18 protein-coding genes and 1 tRNA gene are annotated in these 25,307 nt (G+C 57.0%); 6 read left to right on the top strand and 13 right to left on the bottom strand.

Translation table 11 applies throughout. The annotated features are described in order from the left end of the window. The first annotated feature begins 3 nt into the window (after positions 1-3). Positions 4-465, top strand: a complete 462-nt coding sequence (locus GOW40_RS17910; RefSeq protein ID WP_171101729.1) for an Lrp/AsnC family transcriptional regulator — start codon at positions 4-6, stop codon at positions 463-465. 124 nt (positions 466-589) lie between these two features. Here GOW40_RS17910 and rpsD read toward each other — a convergent pair whose 3' ends face one another. From rpsD to GOW40_RS17895, 3 genes are all read right to left on the bottom strand, one after another. Beyond that, positions 590-1,210: a 30S ribosomal protein S4 gene (gene rpsD / locus GOW40_RS17905; protein WP_170392466.1), complete on the bottom strand. Its 621-nt coding sequence runs from the start codon at positions 1,208-1,210 to the stop codon at positions 590-592. A 206-nt stretch (positions 1,211-1,416) separates the two neighbouring features. Beyond that, entirely contained in the window at positions 1,417-1,935 is a 519-nt protein-coding gene (locus GOW40_RS17900; protein WP_171133300.1) for a hypothetical protein, read from the bottom strand. Between the two features lie 320 nt (positions 1,936-2,255). Continuing rightward, positions 2,256-2,810, bottom strand: a complete 555-nt coding sequence (locus GOW40_RS17895) for a DUF2796 domain-containing protein (RefSeq protein WP_171133301.1) — start codon at positions 2,808-2,810, stop codon at positions 2,256-2,258. A 192-nt stretch (positions 2,811-3,002) separates the two neighbouring features. Between GOW40_RS17895 and GOW40_RS17890 the strand changes: the two genes are divergently transcribed. Genes GOW40_RS17890 through GOW40_RS17875 form a run of 4 tightly spaced genes read left to right on the top strand, consistent with a single transcriptional unit; the run spans position 3,003 to position 7,982 of the window. Further along, positions 3,003-4,271 (top strand): imelysin family protein, encoded by a 1,269-nt coding sequence (locus tag GOW40_RS17890; RefSeq protein WP_171133302.1) that lies wholly within the window; start codon positions 3,003-3,005, stop codon positions 4,269-4,271. A 60-nt stretch (positions 4,272-4,331) separates the two neighbouring features. Beyond that, positions 4,332-5,894, top strand: a complete 1,563-nt coding sequence (locus GOW40_RS17885; protein WP_371731866.1) for a di-heme oxidoredictase family protein — start codon at positions 4,332-4,334, stop codon at positions 5,892-5,894. Between the two features lie 3 nt (positions 5,895-5,897). Further along, entirely contained in the window at positions 5,898-6,896 is a 999-nt protein-coding gene (locus GOW40_RS17880) for an imelysin family protein (RefSeq protein WP_171133303.1), read from the top strand. 3 nt (positions 6,897-6,899) lie between these two features. Then, on the top strand, positions 6,900-7,982 hold the full coding sequence (locus tag GOW40_RS17875; RefSeq protein WP_171133304.1) for a DUF1513 domain-containing protein: 1,083 nt from the start codon (positions 6,900-6,902) through the stop codon (positions 7,980-7,982). A gap of 6 nt (positions 7,983-7,988) precedes the next feature. Here the strand turns inward: GOW40_RS17875 and GOW40_RS17870 are convergent, their stop codons facing one another. The 8 genes from GOW40_RS17870 to GOW40_RS17835 all read right to left on the bottom strand — a co-directional run bounded on the left by GOW40_RS17870 (position 7,989) and on the right by GOW40_RS17835 (position 21,343). Continuing rightward, positions 7,989-8,579 carry an HD domain-containing protein gene (locus GOW40_RS17870; protein ID WP_171133305.1) on the bottom strand — a complete coding sequence of 197 codons (591 nt, stop codon included), beginning with the start codon at positions 8,577-8,579 and terminating at the stop codon, positions 7,989-7,991. A 93-nt stretch (positions 8,580-8,672) separates the two neighbouring features. Next, complete coding sequence (gene lptF, locus GOW40_RS17865; protein WP_171133306.1) at positions 8,673-9,809, bottom strand: LPS export ABC transporter permease LptF; 1,137 nt, start codon at positions 9,807-9,809, stop codon at positions 8,673-8,675. Between the two features lie 69 nt (positions 9,810-9,878). Then, positions 9,879-11,291 carry an NAD(P)/FAD-dependent oxidoreductase gene (locus GOW40_RS17860; protein ID WP_171133307.1) on the bottom strand — a complete coding sequence of 471 codons (1,413 nt, stop codon included), beginning with the start codon at positions 11,289-11,291 and terminating at the stop codon, positions 9,879-9,881. Positions 11,292-11,300: 9 nt separating this feature from the next. Beyond that, positions 11,301-12,611, bottom strand: a complete 1,311-nt coding sequence (locus tag GOW40_RS17855; protein WP_171133308.1) for a radical SAM/SPASM domain-containing protein — start codon at positions 12,609-12,611, stop codon at positions 11,301-11,303. Next, positions 12,608-16,039, bottom strand: coding sequence for a ferritin-like domain-containing protein (locus tag GOW40_RS22245; RefSeq protein WP_254444501.1), 3,432 nt, complete (start codon positions 16,037-16,039; stop codon positions 12,608-12,610). Before GOW40_RS22245 ends, GOW40_RS17855 begins: the two co-directional genes overlap by 4 nt. 42 nt (positions 16,040-16,081) lie before the next feature. Then, positions 16,082-17,641 carry an FAD-binding oxidoreductase gene (locus GOW40_RS17845; RefSeq protein ID WP_171133309.1) on the bottom strand — a complete coding sequence of 520 codons (1,560 nt, stop codon included), beginning with the start codon at positions 17,639-17,641 and terminating at the stop codon, positions 16,082-16,084. A gap of 123 nt (positions 17,642-17,764) precedes the next feature. Next, positions 17,765-21,073, bottom strand: a complete 3,309-nt coding sequence (locus tag GOW40_RS17840; RefSeq protein WP_171133310.1) for an adenylate/guanylate cyclase domain-containing protein — start codon at positions 21,071-21,073, stop codon at positions 17,765-17,767. 194 nt (positions 21,074-21,267) lie between these two features. Next, positions 21,268-21,343, bottom strand: a tRNA-Trp gene (locus tag GOW40_RS17835). 131 nt (positions 21,344-21,474) lie between these two features. Between GOW40_RS17835 and GOW40_RS17830 the strand changes: the two genes are divergently transcribed. Next, the gene (locus tag GOW40_RS17830) at positions 21,475-22,182 is read left to right on the top strand and encodes a lysophospholipid acyltransferase family protein (protein WP_171133311.1); all 708 of its coding nucleotides are present in this window, start codon (positions 21,475-21,477) and stop codon (positions 22,180-22,182) included. A gap of 22 nt (positions 22,183-22,204) precedes the next feature. Here the strand turns inward: GOW40_RS17830 and GOW40_RS17825 are convergent, their stop codons facing one another. Further along, positions 22,205-24,130: a DUF3604 domain-containing protein gene (locus GOW40_RS17825; RefSeq protein WP_171133312.1), complete on the bottom strand. Its 1,926-nt coding sequence runs from the start codon at positions 24,128-24,130 to the stop codon at positions 22,205-22,207. A gap of 259 nt (positions 24,131-24,389) precedes the next feature. After that, a complete protein-coding gene (locus GOW40_RS17820) occupies positions 24,390-25,094 on the bottom strand; it encodes a hypothetical protein (protein ID WP_171133313.1) in 705 nt (234 codons plus the stop codon). Positions 25,095-25,307 lie beyond the last annotated feature (213 nt).

Genomic DNA, 25,307 nt, shown 5'->3' with positions numbered 1-25,307 from the left:
AAAATGAGTGAAATCTTAGATCAAATAGACACAAAACTCCTCAGAGAGCTTCAAAAGGATGCAACGCTGTCCCAGCGCGAGTTGGCAGATCGAGTCGGTCTGTCGCAGAACGCATGCTGGCGACGACTTAAGGCACTGAACGACACAGGCGTCCTAAAAGGGTCAACCGCCCGGATCGCGCGTGAAAAACTAGGTTTGAACCTTGTGGTTTTCGTCATGCTGCGCACCCGCCACCATTCCACCGAATGGCTGCACGCCTTTCGCAGCCATGTCTTGACCATTCCCGAGGTGGTCGATTTCCATCGTATCGGAGGAGACTATGACTACCAGTTGAAGGTGGTAACGCAGGACATGGCGTCGTTCGACGAGGTATACCAACGCCTGATCAGCAAAGTCGAGTTGGATAGCGTGACCTCGTATTTCGCGATGGAGGCCATTGCCGAAGGGCGGCCTTTGCCGATCTGATCCACCCTTTGCCTGGACCTAAAGATCCCTGTGGGGATAGCGGCTTGCCGCGTTGGGGCAGGGAACCCCAACAAGAAAGACCGCGCAAATGCGCGGCCTTTGGAATTTCGGTGTCGGCGAAGAATTAGTTCTTCGCGTAGAATTCGACGACCAGGTTCGGCTCCATCATCACCGGGTAAGGCACATCGCTCAGACCCGGGGCGCGCACGAAGGTGGCAGTCATTTTCGAGTGATCCGCGTCGATGTAGTCAGGCACATCACGCTCGGCCAGCCCAACGGCTTCCAGAACAACAGCCAGTTGCTTGGATTTGTCGCGCACTTCAATCACGTCGCCTTCTTTGACGCGATAGCTGGGGATGTTGACCCGCTTGCCGTTCACCTTGACGTGGCCATGGTTCACGAACTGACGCGCAGCAAAGACAGTCGGTACAAATTTGGCGCGGTAAACCACTGCGTCCAGGCGACGCTCCAGCAGACCGATCAAGTTTTCACCGGTGTCGCCTTTGACACGCTCGGCTTCGGCATAGATGCGACGGAACTGCTTCTCGGTCAGGTCGCCGTAATAGCCTTTCAGCTTCTGCTTGGCGCGCAGCTGCAGACCGAAGTCCGACAGTTTGCCCTTGCGGCGCTGGCCGTGCTGACCGGGGCCGTATTCGCGGCGGTTGACCGGGGATTTCGGACGACCCCAGATGTTTTCGCCCATCCGGCGGTCAATTTTATACTTGGCAGACGTGCGTTTGGTCACGGCTGTTCTCCTTCGTTTGTTCGATGCCCTGATGGGCAACTATGAAGGGCGTTGTCCTCTTGTGGTTTCCCACATGACAGGCATCCCCTTGCAGGGGCCACCAACACCAATGAAGCCGCGCTTATATTCGCCGAAACACCAGAGTCAACAGGTTTGTCGATGGACATAAGGCTTTTCTTGGCCCGTAACGGCGAAGAAAACCTATGCTATTCGGCTGCGACCGCTGCAGGCACCCGAGGCTCTGCCTCTTTCGAATGACCGCGATCGGGAAAAGAAATGATGTTGTCGAATTCCGAAACCAAACCGCTCACGTCGGATTCAACTTCAAGCGCGCTGATCCAAAATTCCTGATCACGCAGCGGGGTACCATTTTCGAATACCATAACCGGCATTTCATCTGACGATATTTGTATCAAAACCGCTTGGAAACGCTGAGCACCGTTTGACAATTCGATGCGTAAACTCGGGCGCGCAAACGGCTGGTGTTCGCCCATGACTTCCGATGTATCTTGCGACAAGACAGCGTTCGCATGATGGATATTGGCACGGCTCGCTTCACCAAGCGATGCCAGCTTGGCGCCGACACCGCGCCAAGACCAAACAGCGCCCAAGGTCAAATCCTCTAAAGGAGCCGCCTCAAGACCGTTTATTTCTGTTTGTTTCCACAGAATTACCGCTTGACCGATTGTTCCGGTTCTCATTTTCCCGCCCGCACTGATCAGCAATTACACCACCGACACCTCATGTCTATCAACCAAAAAATTGACCGAAAAGAGACAGAATTGCAGCGAAGTTGGAATTGTTGCTTCCACGCACTTCCAATCGCGCCATGGCCAACGCGTCAGGACGTTACGTCCGCGTCAAGCCAAGCAATTTCCATTGCTGTTTCATTCGTGTGGAGACCAGCCAATTACCGAGGCGGCGCGTTTCGACGATTGGCCAGGTGTCAAACACCACCAATTTGCGGCAAGCGCATTTGCGCTTCTCATACCTGGAGCACTTTTCGGGCTGGCTGCATGGGGACCTGAACAGAGGTACGCTGACCTTATTCGAAGACCAGAACCGGTTCTGTGCGTTTTATCTCGAACGCCCTCTCACCGGTTTTAAACTTTACGTCCGCACGCAACACGTTCGTCGAAGGGAAATGAGAGAAAAACGGGAACTGCATGGTGGTTAATGCATCAACGGCATCGCAACGAAAATGATACTCTGCCCGGATCTCGAGGTGATCAGGTTCAACAGTCAGGCCTTTCCCAAAAGCATCCCCGTTCAAGACAACATTTGCGGCCCAAGCTGTGCACCCTGCATCGTAAGGGATGGCCAATACGGTCTCGGGTTTCGAAAGCTCGGAAACAGCGTCGGCTACCTGCGCCCGCTCTTCGTCGCTACGTGCCGGGTGATCAAATCCCACAATCGCATCGCCGGGTGCTTTCAAGGTTACCAAGAAATCGGAACCTGAAAACTCTATGGCTAGATGTCCGACACCCGGGGTCCAGATTTCTGATCCGGGAGCAGACTGTGCCAACGACTCCGCTGTGGGAAAACAGATCAGCGCAAACCAAATTCTTTTCATTCCCACATCACTCGAACGCAAACTCAAAATCTATTCTTATTCCTTCGCCCAAAGCAGCCCAAGCACAAACTCACCATAAATGGGGGGATCGGCCTTCATTAATCTGACTAAAAAACTCAGGTTGACTTAACTTAGTATTTCACTAAGAAATCTGACGCGGCTGCTTCGGATCTGTTTCGACGCACGCGCACAAGACTTTTTGAAGGAAAGAAACCTCTCATGATTCGACTTTTGACTGCTACAAGCGCATTGGGCTTGTGCTTTGTCGGGGCGGCTCTCGCCCAAGCTCCGACCAAAGCTGATGTATTGAACACATATGCCAATATTGCCGAGGCAAAATTCGAGGACAGCCTGATCGCGGCTCAGAAATTGCAAACTGCGGTGAATGCGCTGATTGCGACCCCTTCTGACGCGACCTTGGCCGCCGCGCGCACGGCGTGGATCGCTGCTCGGGTTCCCTATCAACAGACCGAGGTTTTCCGGTTCGGCAACCCCATCGTTGACGACTGGGAAGGCAAAGTGAATGCGTGGCCGCTGGATGAGGGTCTGATCGACTATGTCGACGCCACCTATGGCGGGGCAACGGATGAAAACGAATTAGCCGTGCTGAATGTCATCGCCAACCCAAGCTTCACACTGTCAGGGCAAACGATTGATGCCACCCAGATCACGCCCGCGCTGTTGTCCGACACCTTGCACGAGGCGGATGGCATCGAGGCCAACGTTGCAACCGGTTATCACGCCATCGAGTTTCTTCTGTGGGGTCAGGATCTGAACGGTCATGGTCCGGGCGCCGGGGATCGCCCGTGGACAGATTTTGCACAAGACGAAAGCTGCACCCATGGCAATTGCGACCGGCGTGTTCAGTATCTAACGGCCGCCACCGATCTGCTGGTCAGTGATCTGCATTGGATGGTTGCCCAGTGGGCCGAAGACGGTGACGCCCGTGCCGCGCTGAACGCAGATGAAACGGTAGGCATCAGTGCTATCCTGACAGGGATGGGATCGCTGTCTTATGGCGAACAAGCCGGCGAACGGATGCGCCTTGGTCTGATGTTGAACGACCCCGAGGAAGAGCATTCCTGTTTCGCAGACAACACGCATAACGACCATTACTATGACGGATTGGGCATTCAGAACGTCTATCTCGGTCACTATACCCGTATCGATGGCAGCTCGGTTTCGGGCCCATCGCTGTCGGATCTGGTTGCAGCGTCAGACCCTGCGCTGGACACAGAGATGAAGACCAAGCTGGCCAATACCATGCAGGCTTTGGGCCGTATCAAATCGACCGCCGAAGCCGGGTTTGCCTATGACCAGATGCTGGAACGCGGCAATGCAGCGGGTGAAGCCTTGGTTATGGGTGGGGTGAACGGCCTTGTTGATCAGACCAAAAGCATCGAGCGGATTGTGACAGCGCTCGACCTTGAGCAGCTGGCGTTCGAAGGCTCGGACAGCCTGGATAATCCAAACGCTGTTTTTCAGTGATCTCAGTGGTTGAGCGTATCGCGCATACGCTCACCTTGCACAGCTTTGGCGGCATAAACCATGTGGAACCTGACCTTTCTCGAGCCGAGGACACCCTGCGTTGCCCTCGTGTTCTCGCTGGCTGCCCTGACGGCCACCATGGCCATAGCGGATGAGGCTAACTGGCCCGCGCTGCAAGACCATCACCTCAACACCCAACCCAGAACCGCAGCCGAGCAGGCGCGGATCAGATCCGCCACCGCGACGCCCCAGGATTACAGCGCCCCACAACCGTTCGAAGCCTTGCCAGCGGGGGCCGCCACGGTGCGCCTGCGGGCAGATGCCGATGCGTTTTCGCAACCTTCCGCCAATCTCAGCTTCGAGCAAGAGCTGGATTTCAAGGTGGGCAACGGGCTGTTCAAAAAGATATGGGTGTCGTCACCGTCCTCGACCCTGGCCTCCGATGGGCTGGGGCCGCTTTACAATGCGCGGTCCTGCCAGCGCTGCCATATCAAAGACGGGCGCGGGCATACGCCCAACGGGTCCGAGGACAGTGCCGTGTCGATGTTCCTGCGCATCTCGATCCCCGGCTTGCCCACCGATGGGCCGTCCGAGATCGCAGATTACATCGCCACCCTGCCCGACCCCACCTATGGCGGGCAGCTTCAGGATTTCGCTCTGCCCGGGCATCCTGCCGAATACCGGCTGGACGTGACTTACGAAGACCTCACCGTCCAGCTGTCAGATGGCGAGGTCGTAACACTGCGCAATCCGACCTATCGCGCCGCTGATCTTGGCTATGGCCCGCTGCACCCCGATGCGATGCTGAGCCCACGCGTGGCCCCGCAGATGATCGGCCTTGGTCTGCTTGAGGCGATCCCGGTGCAGGATCTGCTGGCAAAGGCCGACCCAGATGACAAAGATGGCGATGGTATTTCGGGCCGCCCCAACATCGTCTGGTCCACCGAGTTCGACACCCCCATGTTGGGCCGGTTTGGCCACAAGGCTGGGATGCCAACGGTGATGGAACAATCTGCGGGCGCCTTCGCTGGCGACATCGGCATCTCAAGCCCGCTTTTCTCCGCAGCTTATGGCGATTGCACAACGGCTCAGGCCAACTGCACCAGCGCCCCGCATGGCGACGGGGACGCGCGCGGGTTCGAGATCGATCAGACCGGGCTGGACCTTGTCACGTTCTACAGTCGAAATCTTGGCGTACCGGCCCGGCGCGACGTTGATGACCCTGAAGTTCTGCGCGGCAAAGAGGTCTTTCACGCCTCAGGCTGCGCTGCCTGCCACACCCCGGCTCATGTGACCCATCGCATGCCGGACCGGGCTGAACACAGTTTCCAACTGATCTGGCCTTATACCGACCTGTTGCTGCACGATATGGGCGACGGTCTGGCGGATGACCGCCCCGAAGCCCGTGCCACCGGGCGCGAATGGCGCACGCCGCCTTTGTGGGGTGTTGGCTTGACCGCGCAAGTCTCGGGCCATACCCAGTTTCTGCATGACGGCCGCGCACAGTCGCTGCTGGAGGCCGTCCTCTGGCACGGCGGTGAGGCGCAAGCGGCGCGCGATGCTGTTGTGTCACTGGCCAAGCCCGACCGTGACGCTCTTATCCAGTTTCTGGAAAGCCTTTGATCCATGCGCCTTGCCACCCTGACCGCTTCGCTTTTGCTGCCCGCAACTCTTTTCGCACAGGATCTAGAACAGGTAACACGCACGCATATCCTGCCCCGTTTCGCTCAGCTGGCTACGGCAAGTGATGCGTTGGCCGATACAGCCCGCGCGGAGTGTGATCCTCAAGCCCCCCAGCTGCGCCAAGCCTACCACGCGGCGTTTGATGCCTGGATATCGGCCAGTCACCTGCGCTTTGGCCCGTCCGCAGTTGAAGACCGCGCCTTTGCGCTGGCCTTCTGGCCCGACACCAAGGGTTTTACCAGCAAAGCCCTGTCGCAACTGATCGCCACTGCCGATCCGGTCATCTACACGCCCGAGGATTTTGCCGAAACCTCAGTCGCCGGACGGGGTTTCTTTGCGCTGGAACGGCTGCTCTATGATGCAGATCCGGCCATGCAAGGTGAGGCCGAATACCGCTGCAGCCTGATCCGCGCCATATCCGTCGACATCGACCGAAACGCCGATGCCATCAACGCGGATTGGCAGAGCTATGCTTTGCTGCTGGAACAGCCCGGCGAAAACAGCCCCTATCGCAATACCGATGAGGCCACCCAAGAGATTTACAAAGCTCTGATCACAGGGCTGGAGTTTACCGGAAATACGCGTTTGGGCCGCCCATTGGGCAGTTTTGACCGCCCCCGCCCCAACCGGGCCGAGGCACGTCGGTCCGAGCGATCCGCGCGTCATGTTGTGCTGTCCCTGATCGCGCTGCGAGATCTCGCGGCGCATCTTGCATTGGATCATCCCGATGTGGCCACCGCGCTTGAGGCCGGTTTCGCGGATGCGATCGAGCGGGCACAGGCGTTGGATGACCCCGCCTTGGCCGGGGTCGCCGATCCTGCCGCACGGTTTCGGATCGAGGCGTTGCAACAGGCGGTTTTGGATATCCACGCCACAGTCTCAGGCGCGCTTGGCCCGAAACTGGGTATCAGCGCGGGGTTCAATTCTCTGGACGGAGACTAGGCCATGCCAACACGCCGCGCCTTTCTGACCGGCCTGGCAGCCGCCACTGTGGCGCCCACGCAAGGGTGGTCGTCAGTCGGCTCGCCCGAATTTCTGGCCGCAGCGCTATTTCCTGACGACAGCTATCGGCTTGCTGGTCTGAACGGCGATGGCGCGATCCTGTTCGCGTTGCTGCTTCCCGACCGCGGACATGCGGCGACGGCCCATCCAACCAAGGCGCAGGCCATCGGTTTTGCGCGCCGTCCCGGAACCTTTGCCCTGGTGATCAACTGCGCCCGGGGCGTGATCGAACAACATCTGCACGCACCACAAGGACGCCATTTCTATGGTCATGGCGTGTTTTCCCAAGATGGTAGCACGTTTTTCACAACCGAGAATGATTTCGACGCCGGTGAAGGCGTGATCGGCGTCTGGGATGCCGAAAGCTATGTGCGGCTTGCAGAGTTCCCCTCCGGGGGGATCGGACCGCATGATATGCTGCTGATGCCCGATGGTCAGACACTGGTGGTCGCCAATGGCGGGATCGAAACCCATCCCGACAGTGGTCGGACAAAGCTGAACCTGCCCACGATGCGTCCCAATCTGACTTATATGGATCTGAACGGTCAGATCCTGGAACAGGTTCACTTGGCGCCGGAATTGCATAAGAACTCGATCCGGCATCTGGCGGTGCGACAGGACGGTCTGGTTGGTTTTGCGCTGCAATGGCAAGGCGATCAGGCAGCACATCCGCCACTTCTGGGGCTGCATGCCCGTGGACGCACAGCGCAGCTGATCAGCGCCCCAGATCACTTGCAACACGACCTACAAGGTTACGCTGGCAGTATCGCCTTTAGCGCCAAGGGTGACATCGTTGCCATCACCTGCCCGCGCGGCAACGCACTGCATCGTTTTGATGTGTCCACAGCCGCCTTTCTGGATGCGTTTACGCTGGAAGATGTCTGCGGCCTGGGCACTGGTCCTCAGGGTCTGGTCTTTACCACCGGCACTGGCGCTTTTGGAACGCTGTCCGCTCAGCCTGAATTAAGCGCACAAGCTAATTGCCAATGGGACAACCACCTGATCCCGATCCGAGCCAATGGATAACGCAGATCAATCGGCTGCGGTTTCGTTCAGCTCCATATGGCCTTCGCCCTTGTTCAGGACGCGGCGCAGCATCGGCTCAAAGAACTCCAGAGGTTTGGTCGCGTAATCCGGGTCAAACGCCTTCTGATCATATTCGTGGCAAAAATACCGGCAGTCTTCCCAATACGGGCTGTCGCGGTACTTGTCGCGGGCGTTCCTGTCACCACCCAGATGGTGGTTATAGTAATAGCCCTGAAACACGCAGTGATGTTTGAGGATCCAATAGGTCTTTTCGCTGACATAGGGCTTCATCATCGCAGCCGACAATTCGCCATGATTATAGGGGGACAGGATGTCACCGGTGTCATGGATCAGCGCGGCAACCACCAGCTCTTCCTCGGCCCCGTCTTCATAAGCGCGCGTAGCGGCCTGCAAACTGTGCTGATAGCGGTTTACCGGATACGGCGTCCACTCTTCGTCGAGCGACCGAATGGCATCAAGTATGCGGTCGGGCAAGGCGGCATTATAGGCCTCTTCATAGGCCATGACCGCATCCCAATCGGCTTTGGTCGCCTGTTCAAAACTGGTCCAGGCGGGTTTGTGGTTTTTGTCCAGCATCCTGCAGTCCTCGGTTATGGGCTGAAATTTACGCTAGACCAATGCGCGCTGTTGGAAAAACAAAATGAACGTGCCGGCCCAAAAAATTGCAGCCTAACCGGTGGTCGGCACCGGTTCCGGACGTGTGCGAGATCGCAAAAGGGGTCGACCCGCAATAAAAAGGAACAGGCTTGAGATCATGATGCCCAGACCCGCAGGGGTATATAGCAGAGCCCAGGTAGCGGGATCTTTGACCACAATCGGCGCAACAAATCCACGGATCCCTTCAAGGAATACAAGCAGCGTGAAGGCCACAAATATCTGCGGCCACAGGCCAAAGCGTGAGAAACTGCCCAACATCAATGTCGCATGTCCGACCAGTGCGACAGCGATGCAAATTGCAATCCACGAGAAGCGCTGATGCAGTTCCTCCACGATCTCACCTCGGGTATGGCCCTCGGCTGCGGCCACATCCGCCTGATGATACAAAAGCTCGCGCGTGGGGATCGCTTCGAGGCTTCGCTGCTCAAGATCCGCTTGATTGGTCAACTCGGAAATGTCGTAGGATGCATCTTCGAACAAGGTCGATGACAGGGTCCTGCCGTCGCGCGTGTACCTGAGCGCGACGCCTTCCAGCATAACCAGATTGATGCCATCCCCATCATTGACCAGATAGGCGGTTTTGCTGGAATAACTCGTGGGGTTTTGACGGTCACGACGGTCCGAGACAAAGACCTCGTGCAATGTACCATCCAGATCAACCCGTCCGATATACACGGTCACACCTGGCGCGGGGTGCAGAAACTCACCTTCGTTCAGCAATTGTGCCGTGACATCGCCAGCAACCTCGGCTTGGCGCCGCTCAAGCTGGTCAACAGAAGCTGGGCGCAGAAACACGCTGATGACCGCCATCATCAACCCGGTGAATACCCCAAACAGCAAGACAGCCCGCGCCAAGCGCCAGGGGCTGGAGCCGGTGGCCAGCATGACCGTCAACTCGCTTTCGCGGCTGAGCCGGTTGGTCGTGTAGACAGCAGCAGCAAAGACCGACATTGGCATTACCGTTCGGATCAATGTCGGCAACGTAAGCGCGGTGAATTCCAGAAACACAATAGCCGATTGCCCGCCGCTGATCACACGATCAAACAGGCTGACGGAACGGGTAATCCAAAAGACGCCCACAAGCACCAAGGTGAAAAAGCCGAAAATCACCAGCAACTGCCGCAGGAAATACCCATCAAATCGCGACATGTGACCTCTTTCCGGCTGGTGGTATCGTGGCGCGACATTAGGGGATTTGCAGACCCGAGGAAACCGCGATTAATCCGCCACAACCAATATGCGATAGGTCCAGAGCCAATGCACCAGACGCTCGGCCAGATCGGGCGGCAGGGTCTTACGGAACCGCCCACGAAGGTCGTCCGCACCGGTCGGACTCTGACAGGAAGCGATCAGAGGTGGCAGGGCGATGCCGTCCAGATTGGCAACGGGTCGTGGCAGATTTGGGTGGCTTAGAACTTGCCCGGGCTCGATCAGGGTTTCGGTTTGAACCCCCGCCTCATGCAGATGCGCCTTGGTCGACAAAATCAGTTTGGCCTGTGTCGGAACGGGTGCGGTTTCCAGTTCGATTGCCCCTGTTTGCAGCCATTCGGGTGCTTGGGACCGGTTCTGCCAGAACGGATCGGATGAGATTTGCAACTGACGCGCATAGTATTCCGCAGCCAACTGTGCGTGCACCTGCACCCGCTCTTGCTGACGGTCCGCATAGAAATCCAGCGCCTGCGCCGCGTGATCGGGGCGCGTTAGCACGGTATTCACAACTGCCGCCGCCTGAAGCGCCTGCCCCATCGCCAGTTGCACCCCTTGCGAAGACAGCGGATCGACACAAAAACTGGCCTCACCCACGCGCAGAAAATCTGCTGTGGGCGGCGTCATTTCAATCTGACTGGTCGCGTCGGCTTGGCGAACCGGACCCATCCGGCGCTGTTCAAGGCAGGGGGACAACAGGGGCGACTGCGCCAAGAGGTTTAGATACAGATCGCGGCGGTCCGCCGGTGTAAGACCCGTGCAACGTGCCGGATCGACAAAGACCATCGCATTGACCAACCCGTTGGGCAGCAACGCCGCCCAAACCCAATGCGCTTCGCCCGCCTCGGCCCGAGCTTGCGCCCCAAACCCGGGTGGGGCCTGCCAATAGGCATAAAGCGCCAGCAAGGGTGGCGCGCTTTGCCGATACCGCCGTCCAAACCCGGCCTGGCGCCCTGCTGCGTCGATCAAAACATTTGCCCGTAACTGACGCGGGCCTTGTTCGGATCGCAAAGGAATACACCACCCATCGGCACTATGATCTGGTCGATAGGCGCGCGTTTGGGTCAGCACCTGTGCACCTTTGCGTTGAGCCGCTTCCAATAGTATCGAGTCGAACTGGCCACGATCTACTAGAAGCCCCGGTTGCCCCGCTGTCGGGCCACGACGTTCGAACTGACCACCCCAATTCAACACCGACCCAGTGGTGCGCAGAAAGCCCGCTGCTTCGACTTCAGGGGCAACGCCCAGCAGATTCAGGATAGGCCAGACAGACGCAGGCAGAGACTCACCGATATGCGGGCGCGGCACGGCCTGCCGTTCGACCAAGCAGACATCTCGCCCGAACTGCGTCAACCGCGTGGCCAAGGTGGCCCCGGCAGGTCCAGCACCAATGATACAGATTTCGGTCTCGATGTCGCTGGACATGCCTTGTCGTCAGGCCTGCACAGCTTGCGGTGGCAAACCAAAATAGTCCGGGCGCGCCTCGGACAACCTCACATAAGCCCCCAGGCAATAGTCCAGCCAGCCACGGATATAGTCACAGGCGGGCCGCCCCCGGTGAATAACCTCGTGATGACATCCGCCGCCACACAAGTACCGGGCCCAACATGTGTTGCAAGGCGATTGCGTGTGGACATGGCGATCTTTCAACCAGCCGTCCCGACGCAAATCAGGCCCATCATAAACGCTGCCCATCGCGCCGGTATCATCTTCGACAAAGCGATGGCAGGCAAACAAACCGCCATCCGCAGACACCCCGAAATACCCCGCTCCGGCCCCGCAGGCATAGGGACGGTGCGTTCCACGATGGATTTCCTGCATCGCTGCTGACATGTTTGAAAACGGATAGCGGCGACCTGCCAGCACGGCCTCTTCAAACTTTTGTCCGCAGGCGATCATCTGATCCAGCATCTCTTGCAGGTGATCCTGATCCAGCTCGTGCTGCCCGTTCGGAGAGGCCAGCATCGGCGAAAAGCCAATCGAGTGGAATCCCATGTTCACGAACTGATCCAGCGTCTCGGGCAGGTTCATGTTCTGCGGCGTAACGGTCACCCGCGCACCGACCTGCATCCGGTTCTGTGCGGCCAACAAGGGTTCAACCCGTTTCAGGATCATGTCGAAACTGCCCCGCCCGCCCCGTTGCGGCCGCAGCTTGTCATGCGTCGCGCCGACGCCATCCAGACTGATGGTCACTGCAAATCCGTGCTGTTCAAAGAACGCGGCATCCTCGGCCCGCAGCAAGGTTCCGTTTGTGGTGATCGAAAACCCCACGCGCAATCCGTTCGCGTTTGCCTGCTCGACCGCATACTCGGTGGCCCGCTGGATCAGGGGTCGATTGATCAGAGGCTCGCCGCCCAGAAAGGCCAGATTGATTTTTACACCCGGCTCGGCTTCGGCCACCAGCCTGTCGACCGAAGCCTTGGCGACCTCCCATGCCATATTGCGCGCAGGCGCTCCGAAATCGCCGCCAGAGGCATAGCAATAGGTGCAGGCCAGATTGCATTTCTGCGCTACCGCCAGAGACAGCGACCGTACCGGCATATCCTGAGGCGGTGCGTCGTCGATCATAGGCACCCCGTCCAGGCCCATCGACGCCAGGAAAGCCGCCTGACCGTCAGCCTTCAGCGTGGAAAAACGCTCTGCCGTCCCAGCAGGCATGTCAAACACACGCGAGCCATCGACGGCCAGCATATGATGGCCATGGCCCGTTTCAAAGAAATGCACCTGCGCCCAGGGCGGGGTCACTTTTTCTCCTCCGGCCAGAAAGGGATCCCGATGCCTTTGGCCGCCAGTTCCTCGCCCTTGACACGCAAGGTTTTCATCGTCTCGCGTACCTGATCGATATGCTCTTGCGACGCTTCATACTGTTTCTGGGATTCCAAAAGATACGCCTCATGCAGACCCTTTTTGAGCTGCTCGAACAGTTCAAGCGCGGCTTTGGCATTGGTCTTGTTACCCGGCTCGACAGGGCGCAGATAAGCCGGTGACTGTCCTTCGATATCGTATTGCGCCAACACCTCTTTCATCTGTTTGAAACGCAGGAAGTGTTCGTCGCCATCCGTGTCAATCCGCACGGCCAGCGCATAAAGCCTGCGGTCAACGGTTTTGTCCTGCTCAAGCGTGGCCACACATTGCGCATAGGCCCGGTCGATATACCCTCCGGGACGTTCGATTTCGATGAAATCATCAATTGCTTCAGGTGTCAGCGGGCGCAGCGCGCGGTGATGTTCCAGAACCCGTTGCGCGCCAAAGCGTAGCGTTTTGGCCGGTGTCAAAACGGGTTTGTAGGCCTCGCCCTCAAGCTCCCACAACAATTGGTTCGCCCAGCGCATATGCGTCATCTCACCAATCGCGACCTCGACCAAAGACCGACGGGAAAAGATCAGATCGTCTTTCAATGTAGGCCAGCGTTTGTGATCCACGGTCTCAGGGTCGGCCAGCGAGAAATAAGCATAGAGATACTGAAGACTCAGCGTCATCTCCATCGGAGCAAGACGTGTCTTCAGATCATCCACCATTTCCTTGATCGAGCCATAGGGTTCGACATCGTGCAATTCCGGGTCGACCTCATAGGTTTCACCGGTTTCGCGTCCTTCAACCACGATGGGCAGCTCGCTCCAAATCCGGTTCACTTGATAATGGTCGATCTGATAGGGGCGGTTCTGTTCCACCGTGTTCAGAGCCGCCACGTTCCCGGACGGAGATTTGTCCGAGCGCAGCCAATCCAGATAGGTTTCGGCCGCAAGCGGGTTATCTGACTGCCCCGTCGGCAGAGCCGCGTCATGGTCTACCTCGGCCATAACCACATCAGGGTGGTTTGACGGCCAATAGTGACAGCCGCAATCCCGGAAATCATGAGACCACGGGTTACACAAGCTTTGTGTCAGCTCGCCAGGGTCATAGGCGTCGCTGAAAACACCGTCTTCTGTTCGGTATTGCCGGCGATAGCCGTGCAGCACAACCGGTTCGGTATCCACGACGCCTTCGTGGTTGCGCCGCTCCAGCGCGATGGTCACCGGCTTATCGTCACCGCATTCCAGGCTGCGAATAAAGCGCCAGATTTTCAGCCCATCATAGGGCGTTCCGTCTTCTTCCTTGAAGGTGATCTTCTTGCCGCTCTGTTCGACCCAGGACAGGAACCACCGGCCTTGGCTGAGTTTGGTCCCGACAGCGCCGCTATAGTCGGTCAGCAGCTTTTGCACCCATGCCTCAGGGCTGTTGTCGGGCAGCATCGGATCATAGAAATAGTCAACAAAGACCAGATGAAAGCCTTCGGAATGCTTGGGCGCTTCGGGGAACGGATCCAAAGGCACGCGCACCGCGTTGAAAACCAGACCCGGAAAGAACCGGCGATCCAGATCCCGGACATCCATTTCAAGCCCCGGAAAACAGTTGCCGACCGATCCATCAAGGCGCGTGTTATCCGGGTTGCCCGGGACTTTGAACGCCGCCCGCGCGGTCAGGTTGCGGGGTTTGAGATGGCTCGGATCCGGCGCTTTTGGCGCGGGGGGCGCTTCGGGCGCGTGTTCAACCAGACAGTCGATGAATGAGAGGATCAGGTGATACTGCCGCCGCGACAGAGACAGCGGGAAATAGTTGGAATCCCGCATATAGGGCGGCATCCGGGCGTCGTGCATCATGTCGCGCACGATCCGGGGATCGCGGAAGTTCGGGTTCGGCGTCTGATCAGGGCTTGGATCAGTTTCCAGCTCGGACAGGATACCAAAGGGCGGGCGCAACAGGTTTTTGACAAAATCCGGTCGACGCCGCAGGAAATCCAGCAGGTTTTCTTCGTCAATCAGCTGTTCATGTACAAATTTCGTGGCCACCGTATAGGGCAGCCTTTCGTTTGGAACCGAGTTTGAGAAGACCGAGACCGGTTGCGGGCGGATCAGGTCCGGTATCTTGTCCGGCGGCATCTGATCTTCTTCGGTCATCGAGGCCGCATCGGTGGACGGCATTTCCGGGAAAGCGGGCATTTTGGTTTGGGCTTGCAGCGTTGCGTTGTCCTTAAGCCCCTGCGCCCGGATGTCGTCCAGATTAACTAGGCTGTTGGTCTCAAACGCGCGGCGGAAGATGTCGACCACCTCGTCCTTGGCCTCGACATAGTTGTCTTTGGTCACGGACATCAAAGACAAATCACGATCCAGCAAATCGTCTTCGATGCTATAGAACGGGCGTGCGTCGGGCGCGAAATCTGGGGGGCCGGTAAAGATGCGGGCCCGCGCGGTCAGCCGTTCCCCGCGCACGTTCAGCGTGGCTTCGATCGTGCCGTCGCTGGTGTCGTCGGCCACACCCCAGGATTGGTTGTTGCCCACCCGCGCACCGTCATAGCTGTCATGCGGTTCGGGGTCGTCTGACATGCCGGACATCATGATCCAGCGTGACCACGGTGTATCGGGGTTCAGGATGCGATTCTGTTCGGGAACGATCTCATGAATGCGACCATATTCCGACTTTGGCGGATCGTTCTGATAGGCCGGTACCGCCAGCGTGGCCGGGCCAAAGGCCGCGTCAGGTGGGCCATAAACCTCGCCCTTGGGTGGGGTAAAGCGCAGGCGCAGAATGCTGCGGTCAACCGGTTGACCTTCGACCGGCTCATCCTGCCCGCGCACCGGGTGCATGGCACGGATGGTGCCCAGAGGAATCGGGCTGTGCTCATATACCATCGGCTGTTGTTCCGAGGTGTGCGGGCTGAAGGCCAAAAGCGGCTTGGGCGAAAAATCCTGACCCGTTATCTCGACCCGAGCGCGGAAACCGCAGGCCGCGTCGCCCGTACGACGTTCGGCCTTTTGGTTGCCGACAGTGACCGAGTAGCGGACGTTTTGCAAAGACAGCCCCTGCCCGTCCAACAGGTCAAGCGTAACCGGCGTTTCATAATCTTCACCGGTTTCAGCATCATGCATCTTGGCCCAGAGCTCAAAGAACGGCGCGACGGGACGCAAGGCCCCGCCTTCGTCGCGGAACAGTATGGTTTTAGGGTCGGGCAAATAAGCGCGCACGCTGCCGTCCTCGACCTCTCGCAACGTCACGTTCGAGCGGATGACCGTCTTATTGTTGCCATGGGCGTCCATGTCCTGCTGCCACTCATAACTTTCAAGCGGCGTCTCACCAGGCCCAAGCCGGGCCACGGCCATAGGTGGAAGAAAGAAGATTTCCTGGATCGTATCCATGCTGGTTGCTTCCCTGTTTTTCGGCCGCAGCCACCCTGCTGATCAGGGCTTTGAATAGAATTGGTAGGTGATCGTCTTGTCGCTGAAGAACGACTTGGACCTATCCCGAATGATGTCGCGCGGGGCGTCTTTCGGTACGGGCGAAATACTCTGCTGATAGTGAAAGAAATTATGCGGATCGAATTTGTTTTTCACAAAGAGCAACGAGTTGAAGTTATCGCCCCAATAGAGCCAGCGGTAATTCAATTGCGAACGACGCGGGTAGTTCTGATAACACCGGTCGATAAAGAACCCCTGTTCTGTCATCAGGTTCATGAACCCGTCCAGCCACGGAACTACGGTTTCCTTTTCCTCTTGCGACAGCCAGAACACATCGACGTAGAAGTTCAGTGACACGTTGCGGTGGATAAAGGCGTTGCCCTTTTTGCCCACCGGCACCTTGTTGATCGCACCGCCATAGGGCTCAATCGCTACCGCGCCATATTCATTGGGCGTGCTGTCCAGATAATCGACCACCATCTGCCATTCGCTTTGGCTGAGCTGGCGTTCGATATAGCCACCCTGCTTATCTTCACGCGCCTGATCAGGCACCACCGGGATGTCGTATTTCTCGTCGTAAAGCCACGAGTTGATTTGCTGGTAGGTGCCGGATTTGTCGTTTTCGAGATGCCCGCCAATCGGCTTGTCCAAAAGCGGTTGGATCAGCTTCATGCCTTCTTTCTTGGGCCCGTGATACATCCCCGAAACCAACAGGACCTTTTCCTTGCCCTGATAGGCGATGAAAATATAAGCGCCGAATTTGTCGCTTAACCCGTCTTTCATGTAATGGGCTTGCAGGTACTCCAGCGCCTTGGCAGCTTTCTTGAGCGGCCATTTGATGTGGAAACCCCACACTTTGTAGAGCTTTTGCAGCTTGTAGCGCACCTCAAGCAGAACGCCGAAATTGTTGCCGGTGCCGCCGCGGATCGCCCAAAATAGATCAGGGTTCGTGTCTGCGTCAGCGATGACAATGCTGCCATCCCACAGCATCACGGTGACGCCCAGAACGTTGTCGCAGGCCATACCGAACATGCGCGAGGTAAAACCATACCCGCCGCCCATCATGAAGCCCGCAACGCACACATCCTGACAGGCTCCGCCCGGGACATGCAGGTGATAGGAATTCAAAACCGAATTCAGCTTTCTGAACGGTGTGCCGGGCCCGACATAGGCCATGGGCACGTCTGGATCGACCGTGACGTAATCCAGCTTGCTGGTGTCCAGCACCATGGCGTTGTTGACCGAATAGCCCGCAGTGCTGTGTCGACCCGAGCGGCTGACAACCCAAAGGTTGTGCTTGCGCGCGAAGGCCAGGCTGGCGCGAACATCTTGGATCGTTTCGCAATAGACGATGATTTCAGGGTAATCCTGAAACGCCGGGTTCCAGACCTGGCGATCGTTGTTATAGTTCGGATCCGTCGGCAGTACGACCGAGCCGATCAGGCTTTGCTCAAACGCGCGTATCTGCTTGGGGGTGATCGGATGAAACCGCTGCAACAAAAGGTCTGTGCGGCTTTGAATAAGGCTGTCTTTTGCCAGAAGGGATTTGCTGAGCTTGCGCATTGGCGCTCCTTGAAACATGCAGGATCACAGCGCGAAACCACCAGATTTCGCACGCATATTTTAGATTTTAGGTATCAACCCCAATCTGCCCGCAGACAAGCTGGCAGCAATTGACCCCATCGGTCAAGTCATCGTTGCAAACAAAGCGCGCGCGTTTTTCAGATCGTGCAAAGAAGTATCCGGATCGAACCGTTCCAAAACCTGCTCCAACGCCTTGCCGACAGGTTTTCCGCTGATCTGGCGCGCTTTTACCAGATCGACCGCCGCACGCAATTCGTATAGGTGTGCGCCTTGCTTTTGGGCGATCTCAATGGCCCTTAGCAGCAAAGGTTCGGGATCCTGACCCGTTTCCGCGGCCAGCTGTGCCTGAATGCGCAATTGGTCTGCCATACCCCATTTTTCATCTGACCGGGCCAGAGCATGATCAGCCTGCAACAAGGCCGCATGGGCGGCGTCATGTGCTCCAATCTGTGTGTGGGCTTCGGCAATTATCGATGGGAAAAAGCTTTTGTAATTGCCCGCTCCGGCCGACCACCAATCCCGGGCTGCTTGCTCCAGCTGCGCTACGGTTTCTGGGCTGGGATGGGTGAGCGCATCGCACCACGCGGCCCAAAACCGCGCGACGGTTGCCATAAACACCAATGAATGCTCTTCGGTCAATGCACGCAGAGGCTGCAACGCTTCCTGAAACGCCGGGATATCTCTGATCAGCAGGTGGGATTTGCAAATGTAGACCAGAACCTGAGCGATGCTGTGGGCATGGTTCAACTCTTTGACCCAGCTAAGAGCCTTGTTTTGCACATCGCGCGCCGCGTCGGGACGCCCCATAAGGCAATAACACATACCCAGGAAACCTGCGGTTATCGCCGCATGGTCGGTTCCATAGACGTAAGCCAGCTTGCCATGTTGTTCAAAATCATAAAGCTCGAAAGCCCGTTCAAGATGGCGACACGCCTCGTTCAAATTCCCCAGATGCAACTGCACAGCCCCCATGGCCCGATGGCCAACCATGCTGTGTTCAGTCTGCTTGGTCTCAGCGGCCAACTCAAGGATCTGTGCCGCAACGACCTCGGCCTTGCGGTACTCGGCGCGCACAAGATGAAAGGCGTAAAGGCCATTCAGAACCGGGAACAAACGCTCAGTCTCTTCCACGCGGTTGCACAGATCGCGTAGTCGGCCATAGGCGTCGCCCGTCGCATCACCTGCAATACCTTCGGTCGACCGCAACACCCCCGCGCGCAACACCTGCAAGTCGATCTCTTGCACATCACGATCCCTGCTCTTGGGAAGTGTCGCAAGCTGTTCCAAACCGGTCGACAGATGTGCCAACGCCTCTGCCAACGCCGAACGTTCGATGGCCCGCCTCCCCGCAATCTGCCAATGTTGCACCGCATCGGTCTTGCGATTGGCCAGACTAAAGTGCTGTGCCAGAACCTCTGGCTGGGTCTGAACCATTTGCGGGCGAAGCTCGATCAGCGCGTCTGCTGCGCGGTCATGCAACATCTGACGTTCGGTGCGCAGCAGGCTGTCATAAGCCATGTCGCGGATCAGCGCGTGACGAAATATGAACTCGTCCTCGTCACCCTCTGGCACCTGCATAACGATTCCGGCCGAGGCCAGCTGCGCCAGCCCCGCCTGCAGCACTGACGGTGACAGGATCGAAACCGATGTCAGCAAAGCGATCGAGAACTGACGCCCAAAAACAGCGCCGGTCTGCGCCACCTCTTTCGCGGTTCCAAGGCGATCAAGCCGCTCCATGAGCGAATCCTTGAGCGTGCTGGGAACCGAAAGCGACGGCAAGGGGCCGCGCAGCGCATAGCCCTGATCCGTCAAGCGCAACTGACCCGATTCCAAAAGGCCGCGTGTGACTTCTTGAACATAAAGCGGAATGCCATCCGTTTTCGCGGCGATCAGATCGCACACTGCATCGGGAACCGATGTTCCACCTGCCACATCCGTTACGATATCCGCCACATCGCGATTGGTCAGACGTTTAAGCGGTATATGAAGCGTGTTGTGGTGATGTCCCCAACCTGGATCGAATCCGGGCCGCGCCGTGACAACGATGAGAACAGGCAAATCCCGGATACGCTCGATCACCCGGTCGGTCAGCGACAGTGTCGTAGGGTCGACCCAATGCGCGTCTTCGAACAGCAGTAGAACAGGCCTTTCATGCGCCATCGTCACAAGTTGCTCGACAACAGCCTCAAGCGTCATTTCAAGCTTGGCCTGTGGCGGCAGGTCCAGCGGTCCCAGAATGTCGTCCGCATCTACGCTTAGCAAGTCAGCGATCAGGCGCAGATGCTCGGGCGATTGATTGCGCAGAAGCTGCGACAGCTTTTCAAGCTTTTCCGCATCGCTGTCCGCAGTCGTAAACCCTGCCGCCCGTTCAAGATGCTGAATAATGGGGTAAAGGGCACTGTTGGCGTGAAACGGTGAGCACTGGAAGTTTAGCCGCAGAACTTCCTTATCCGTTATCTGCTGGCCCAACCCTTCGATCAGGCGGGATTTGCCGATCCCCGCCTCGCCCGAGATCAGGACCGACTGACCAGCCTTTTCCCTGGCTTGCTCCCATCTCGACATTAGCTTTCGAAACTCTGCCTTCCGCCCAACCAACCTGCTTGCGCCTGCTTCAGATGTGACATCGAAACGCCGCTCCAATTTGGCCTGGCCAATGACGGACCAGGTTTGAACGGTCTCCGAAAACCCTTTGAGAGCAAAGCTGCCCAGGTCTTGAAGCTCGAACGCATTCCCAATCAGTCGACGGGTCGACGGACTAATGACCAGGGTATTGGGTTCAGCTAGTGTTTGCAGCCGTGCCGCCAGGTTCGGAGTGCGCCCCATGACCACATCATGTTCCCGCAGCCCTTCGCCATGAATGGTGCCAACCACAACCAACCCGGTCGAAATACCGATGCGGGCCCGATACGGGGTCTCACCCTCGATGCGGCCCAGCCCCTCCAGAATCTCGAGACCCGCATGAACAGCGCGCGACGCCGCATCTTCCAGCGCGTGGGGATAGCCGAAATAGATCATCGCCCCATCACCCATGAAACTGGCCACATGACCACCAAAACGAGCCACCGAGGTCGTACAAGTCTCTTTGAACCTACGCAGCAACTCGCCCAGATCTTCGGGGTCCAACTGTTCGGATAAGGCGGTCGACCCGACCAGATCAACAAACATCACAGTCAATTGACGGCGCTCCGCGACGATTTTGCCACTGCCTTGCACCGGCGCTGCTGGCATAGCAAAGCCCGAATGTCCCAACGCAGCCATCAAGCGGCGCCGCGGGCCCAGCGGCAGCCCCATATCGATCAGATCGTGCTCGGACAGATAGGTCAGGTCGGAAAGCTCAATCTCATTGGACGCAAAGACCGGAGCAAATTTGCCCAGCCCATTGTCGTTCAGAAATGAGATGATGTCTGTCATTTCTCCCCAAGTCCCCTTTGACGCCGATCGCAGATCGACCGATCGGGTTTTCCGCAAGCTTTGTGCCTTATCAGAAAACCACGCGCCATAGTCTGTTGTCCAAACAGACTTTTTACTCTTTACCTGCACGTCAAGCAAAATACCATCTGCACTGCATCACGGTTTCTTGCGTAGAAGGAACAATTTCATTGAAATGGCAGGGGCAGCAGGGTTCGAACCCGCGACCTACGGTTTTGGAGACCGTCGCTCTACCAACTGAGCTATACCCCTGTGGTGCGCCCTCAGATATGCCAGCGGCGCAGCGGACTCAAGAGCCTTTTTCACATTCTATCAAAGACAAACGGTTTGCACTTGGCCCCGTGTGTATTATGAGCGGCTTTGCCTGACGTAAGGAGCCCGTTTTGAGCCTGCGCAAGAAGATCGCCGACAGTGAAGCCGTCCTGAACTGGGTCGCACGGCGTATTGCGTGGTATATCCGGCTGGTCCATCGCAACACGCGCTGGCAACGCATCGGCTATGAAGAGTTGGATCAGTTGGCCGCACAGGGGGAACCTGTGATCGTTGTCCTTTGGCACCAACGGCTGGCACAGTCGCCCTATTTCTTTCCGCTGGACAAAGGGCGCATTTGTTCGATCACCTCGGCCGCGCGCGCCGGTAGCATGGTTGGTCGTGTGCAAGAGCTTTTCGGCATGGATACGATCGCCATGTCCAGCCACAAGCGCCACGTCGCGCTGTCGCGCGAAGTTTTGGGAAAGATGAAACAGGGGATCTCCATCGGGATTGCCGCCGACGGACCGCGCGGACCTGAACGGATTGCTTCGACCGTGCCTCTGATCTGGGCGCGCACCTCAGGTAAACGGGTGTTCGGTATTACCTATTCCGCGCGCCATGGCCGCGAAGCGGGCACATGGGACCATCTTTTGATGCCGCGTCCTTGGAGGAACGAAGGCGTATTTCTTTGTCGCGAATGGACAGAAACGGTTCCACGTAAAGCGACCGAAGAGCAGATCGAGGCCCTGCGTCTGAGCCTCGAACAGCATATGAACGATATTACAGCTGAGGCCGACAGGATGGTAGATCGCCAACCCTGGAGCGGCGGGGCCTCGTAGACACAAGACCGCCACCCAAGGATCACTCTGAGTCTGGAGTGTACCAGATGGGCGAGGAATACGCGCGTTCTTGATGGGTCAGTTGCGCCTCGGGAGGCAGCTCAATACCAAACCGCAGCTTATCGTACACAACCCAGCGCGGTGTGGGTATTTCGAGCACGCGAACATAGTAGAAAGCCCGTTCTGAAGGATCGAAGTCAGGATCGCTCCACACAGTGACGAACTCGGACGCGCCGATACTGTTAGTCCAGCTTGCGCTCTCAATGTCCACGGTATTGCCAACCTCGGGAATTTTTCCGTCACCATCAGGCTCGCGACCGTCAGACCATGCGACGTCATAGACCTTTTCCTGCAGAGTTCCGTCAGCGTCCAACCAGCCCTTCACCACTTGAACGCGGTCGAGGTTTGCCCCAATTGGATCGCGCAGCGCCGCTATCAGGAAATTGGGCGCGCCATCGCCCTCCCGCTTGCGCAAATCGCTGCCCATTGGAACGCCTTTGACATATCCAACATCGGCGACGGCCCGTGTTTGCAGGTCATTTTCGTCAAAGTCCCAGCCACCAAAGAAACGCAACCATATCCTCGGGCCGGTTGTGGCATAGGTCTCGCGGCGCTTGAACGCGTCGAAAATGGCTGATCGGGTATTGTCGGTAGCCCAGACAGCGGTGTAGCCGGAAGCAACCAGAGTGTGCCCTTCAAAGGCGCCAAGATCGCTGCTTACGAATGGATGCAGGACACGGGTTGCTGACGGCTCTGCACTGACACTCTTGCCGAAATAATTGTCTTCTTCTGCAGTTGCCAAAGACGTATGGCTGTCCGTTGCGCCCCCCATGCCGAATTTATAAGGGTTCACACCAAATTTCTCTTCCAGCATCAAACCGCGCTTAAGCGCCTCGCGAGCGTATTCACCCGCCAGCATCTGATCTGTTTTCAACTCGGTGATGTCCAGGTTGCCAACGTCCCAATTTTCGTAATCTGCAAATTCGTCATCCGGGCTCAGGAATGGATGCGCCTCACCATCGCCCTTGATTTGGGTAACTTCGTAGTGCGGCTCCCACTTTGCCCGGTTCAACACATAATCTTCGTCGACTTTGCCACCGTGATAGGTGTCTTCCGTTGGAAACATCCAGCCATTCGAGAGGTTGCCGTTATGGGCAAAAGCGATTGCACGCCCACCGGTTTCCTCTTGATAGCGCTCGAGCCACGCATAGAGGCTTTTCGGATCTGTATCTCCAAAAGGAGGTTGAGTGACGGGTGGCACAAATTTCAACGCACGGATCGGTCCATCGCGCAACATCACGTTGCGATGCAGGTTGAAGCCCTTGGGCACCGAAGTCCATTCAAATCCTATGAATGCGGTGAAACGGCCAGGTTCGTTGTGACGTTCCGCCGCCATCACGATATGTTCCCACGTGAACGCAAAAGCATCCGCACCGGGGCTGTAGGAATTCAGCAGAATTTCGGGCAAGGTTCCCTGGGAAAAATTGCCGATGATGTCAAAGGCCGCCCGCCCAGCGGCGTCGCCTCCAGCCTTGTAGCCTTCATACCATTCAAGCCCTTTGGGATCAGACAACACACCCGGCTTGCCCGCCTGAAGATCCGGAGCAAACCCCATAAGGTCGGTGTGATCGGTCAAAACCATCCAATCCAGGGGCCGCGCCAGCCGGACCGGTTGCCCTGTCGAGGATATCACCTGTTCCCCTTTGGCAAAGCGCCAGGCTTCGTCAGGAAGCAAAGTGTTCCCAAAAGCACCAGCATCCAGCGACAACCCGGTATGAAGATGCGTATCCCCCCAAAGCGGTCGTTCTGGAATCGTCCGGTTCGCATAAGGAGAAAACGGTTTTTCAGGAAAGGTCCCTTCCGCAGCCTCTGGGCTGGGCACGCCATCTGCAGATGCAGACAAAGCAAAGACAAGACTCAACGCGGATGAGACGAGTAACCGGATCATGTGTTCCTCCCAATAACAGACAGCTTTTTTGGCCTGCAGCTTTTCTAGGAACCTCAATATTCGCTTCGTTTATATTTTTTGTTTTGAATATAATGAGATATCTTTTCGATTCTGCCAAGTCCAGGGTTCACCAGAACCATTGGCCTTTGAGGGCAGACGTCGAGCCGAGAGATAACGTGCTTGCGCGGCGGCAGTGGGGACAGGCAAAAGGAGAGGCGAAATTCCTAGGCCTTTAGGGCTCTCCACAGATGCATTTTTCCTAGATAAGCCTCAAGCTGGGTTCCATCCGATTTGCAGGAAATCCCGTATTGCTTTCAACAATCGATGTCATGCATTTCCAAACATCGGCGTCACTCCATCTACCACCTAGCGAAACTAGCTTTCCGAAATTGGTCTCAACTGCCTTATTGCAAAGTTCTTCGAAACTTCCTTCAAATTGCCAGACCCAACCGTCGGAATTCGCTGCAAAACGCCAAAGGGTATGCGTTAGGCCAAAAATTAGAATGACTGCCAGAACGGCATTGAACCCAGAAAACAAAAACAGTGCCACGGTCCAGGAAACAAATTGCAAGGCAGCTAATGCAAGCACCCAGGCACTAGGCCGCGTTAAAAAATCTAACTTCAAATCGCTCACGCTTTCGAGCTGTTTTTGGAACTCCTTGGGAGTTAGATCTATTGGGGCTACGAAAGAGGTCTTTGGGGGAGTCTTACCAGTTTCGCGTATAGCGCGGTTCAATCTGTAGTAGGCCATCGCCCCAAGACACTTAGTCTGCATAGCGCGATCAACCGTTAGTTTGGAACAAATAAGTCTTTTTACATCTCCGAGATTCAGGAGGCTCTCTGCATCTTGCCCAGAGAAAGTAATCTGAAAGGCGGCTTCGAAGTCTTCGAGTAAGTCTATTTCATCCCCGTCGCCGACAAGTCCAACGAACTTTGGCTGCCAACTCTTCGACTTCAAAAACATTGTAAATCCCGCCGAAATCTAGGCTTTCTCAAGCGATTAGCAGGATAAGAATGACACAAAAAGTGCTTATTCTCAACACTGTAAGAAAAGGCCGCCCCGGTTTGGGACGGCCTTCGTTAGTTCAACGATGCGTCGGGCTGAAGCCCGGCCTACCGTGATTACTCGATGATTTTCGACACGACGCCGGCGCCGACGGTGCGGCCGCCTTCGCGG

This window comes from Ruegeria sp. HKCCA6707 (genome assembly GCF_013033515.1).
Classification (GTDB): Bacteria; Pseudomonadota; Alphaproteobacteria; order Rhodobacterales; family Rhodobacteraceae; genus Ruegeria.
The sequence above is the reverse complement of the archived record's forward strand: the minus strand, read 5'-3'. Positions and strand labels throughout refer to the sequence as shown.

Coding starts and splice junctions, on each gene's coding strand:
- GOW40_RS17845 (WP_171133309.1), bottom strand. CDS start 17,641: ATGCGCAAGCTCAGCAAATCCCTTCTGGCAAAAGACAGCCTTATTCAA.
- GOW40_RS17890 (WP_171133302.1), top strand. CDS start 3,003: ATGATTCGACTTTTGACTGCTACAAGCGCATTGGGCTTGTGCTTTGTC.
- GOW40_RS17880 (WP_171133303.1), top strand. CDS start 5,898: ATGCGCCTTGCCACCCTGACCGCTTCGCTTTTGCTGCCCGCAACTCTT.
- GOW40_RS22245 (WP_254444501.1), bottom strand. CDS start 16,039: ATGGATACGATCCAGGAAATCTTCTTTCTTCCACCTATGGCCGTGGCC.
- GOW40_RS17885 (WP_371731866.1), top strand. CDS start 4,332: ATGTGGAACCTGACCTTTCTCGAGCCGAGGACACCCTGCGTTGCCCTC.
- GOW40_RS17870 (WP_171133305.1), bottom strand. CDS start 8,579: ATGCTGGACAAAAACCACAAACCCGCCTGGACCAGTTTTGAACAGGCG.
- GOW40_RS17875 (WP_171133304.1), top strand. CDS start 6,900: ATGCCAACACGCCGCGCCTTTCTGACCGGCCTGGCAGCCGCCACTGTG.
- lptF (WP_171133306.1), bottom strand. CDS start 9,809: ATGTCGCGATTTGATGGGTATTTCCTGCGGCAGTTGCTGGTGATTTTC.
- GOW40_RS17840 (WP_171133310.1), bottom strand. CDS start 21,073: ATGACAGACATCATCTCATTTCTGAACGACAATGGGCTGGGCAAATTT.
- GOW40_RS17910 (WP_171101729.1), top strand. CDS start 4: ATGAGTGAAATCTTAGATCAAATAGACACAAAACTCCTCAGAGAGCTT.
- GOW40_RS17820 (WP_171133313.1), bottom strand. CDS start 25,094: ATGTTTTTGAAGTCGAAGAGTTGGCAGCCAAAGTTCGTTGGACTTGTC.
- GOW40_RS17860 (WP_171133307.1), bottom strand. CDS start 11,291: ATGTCCAGCGACATCGAGACCGAAATCTGTATCATTGGTGCTGGACCT.
- GOW40_RS17825 (WP_171133312.1), bottom strand. CDS start 24,130: ATGATCCGGTTACTCGTCTCATCCGCGTTGAGTCTTGTCTTTGCTTTG.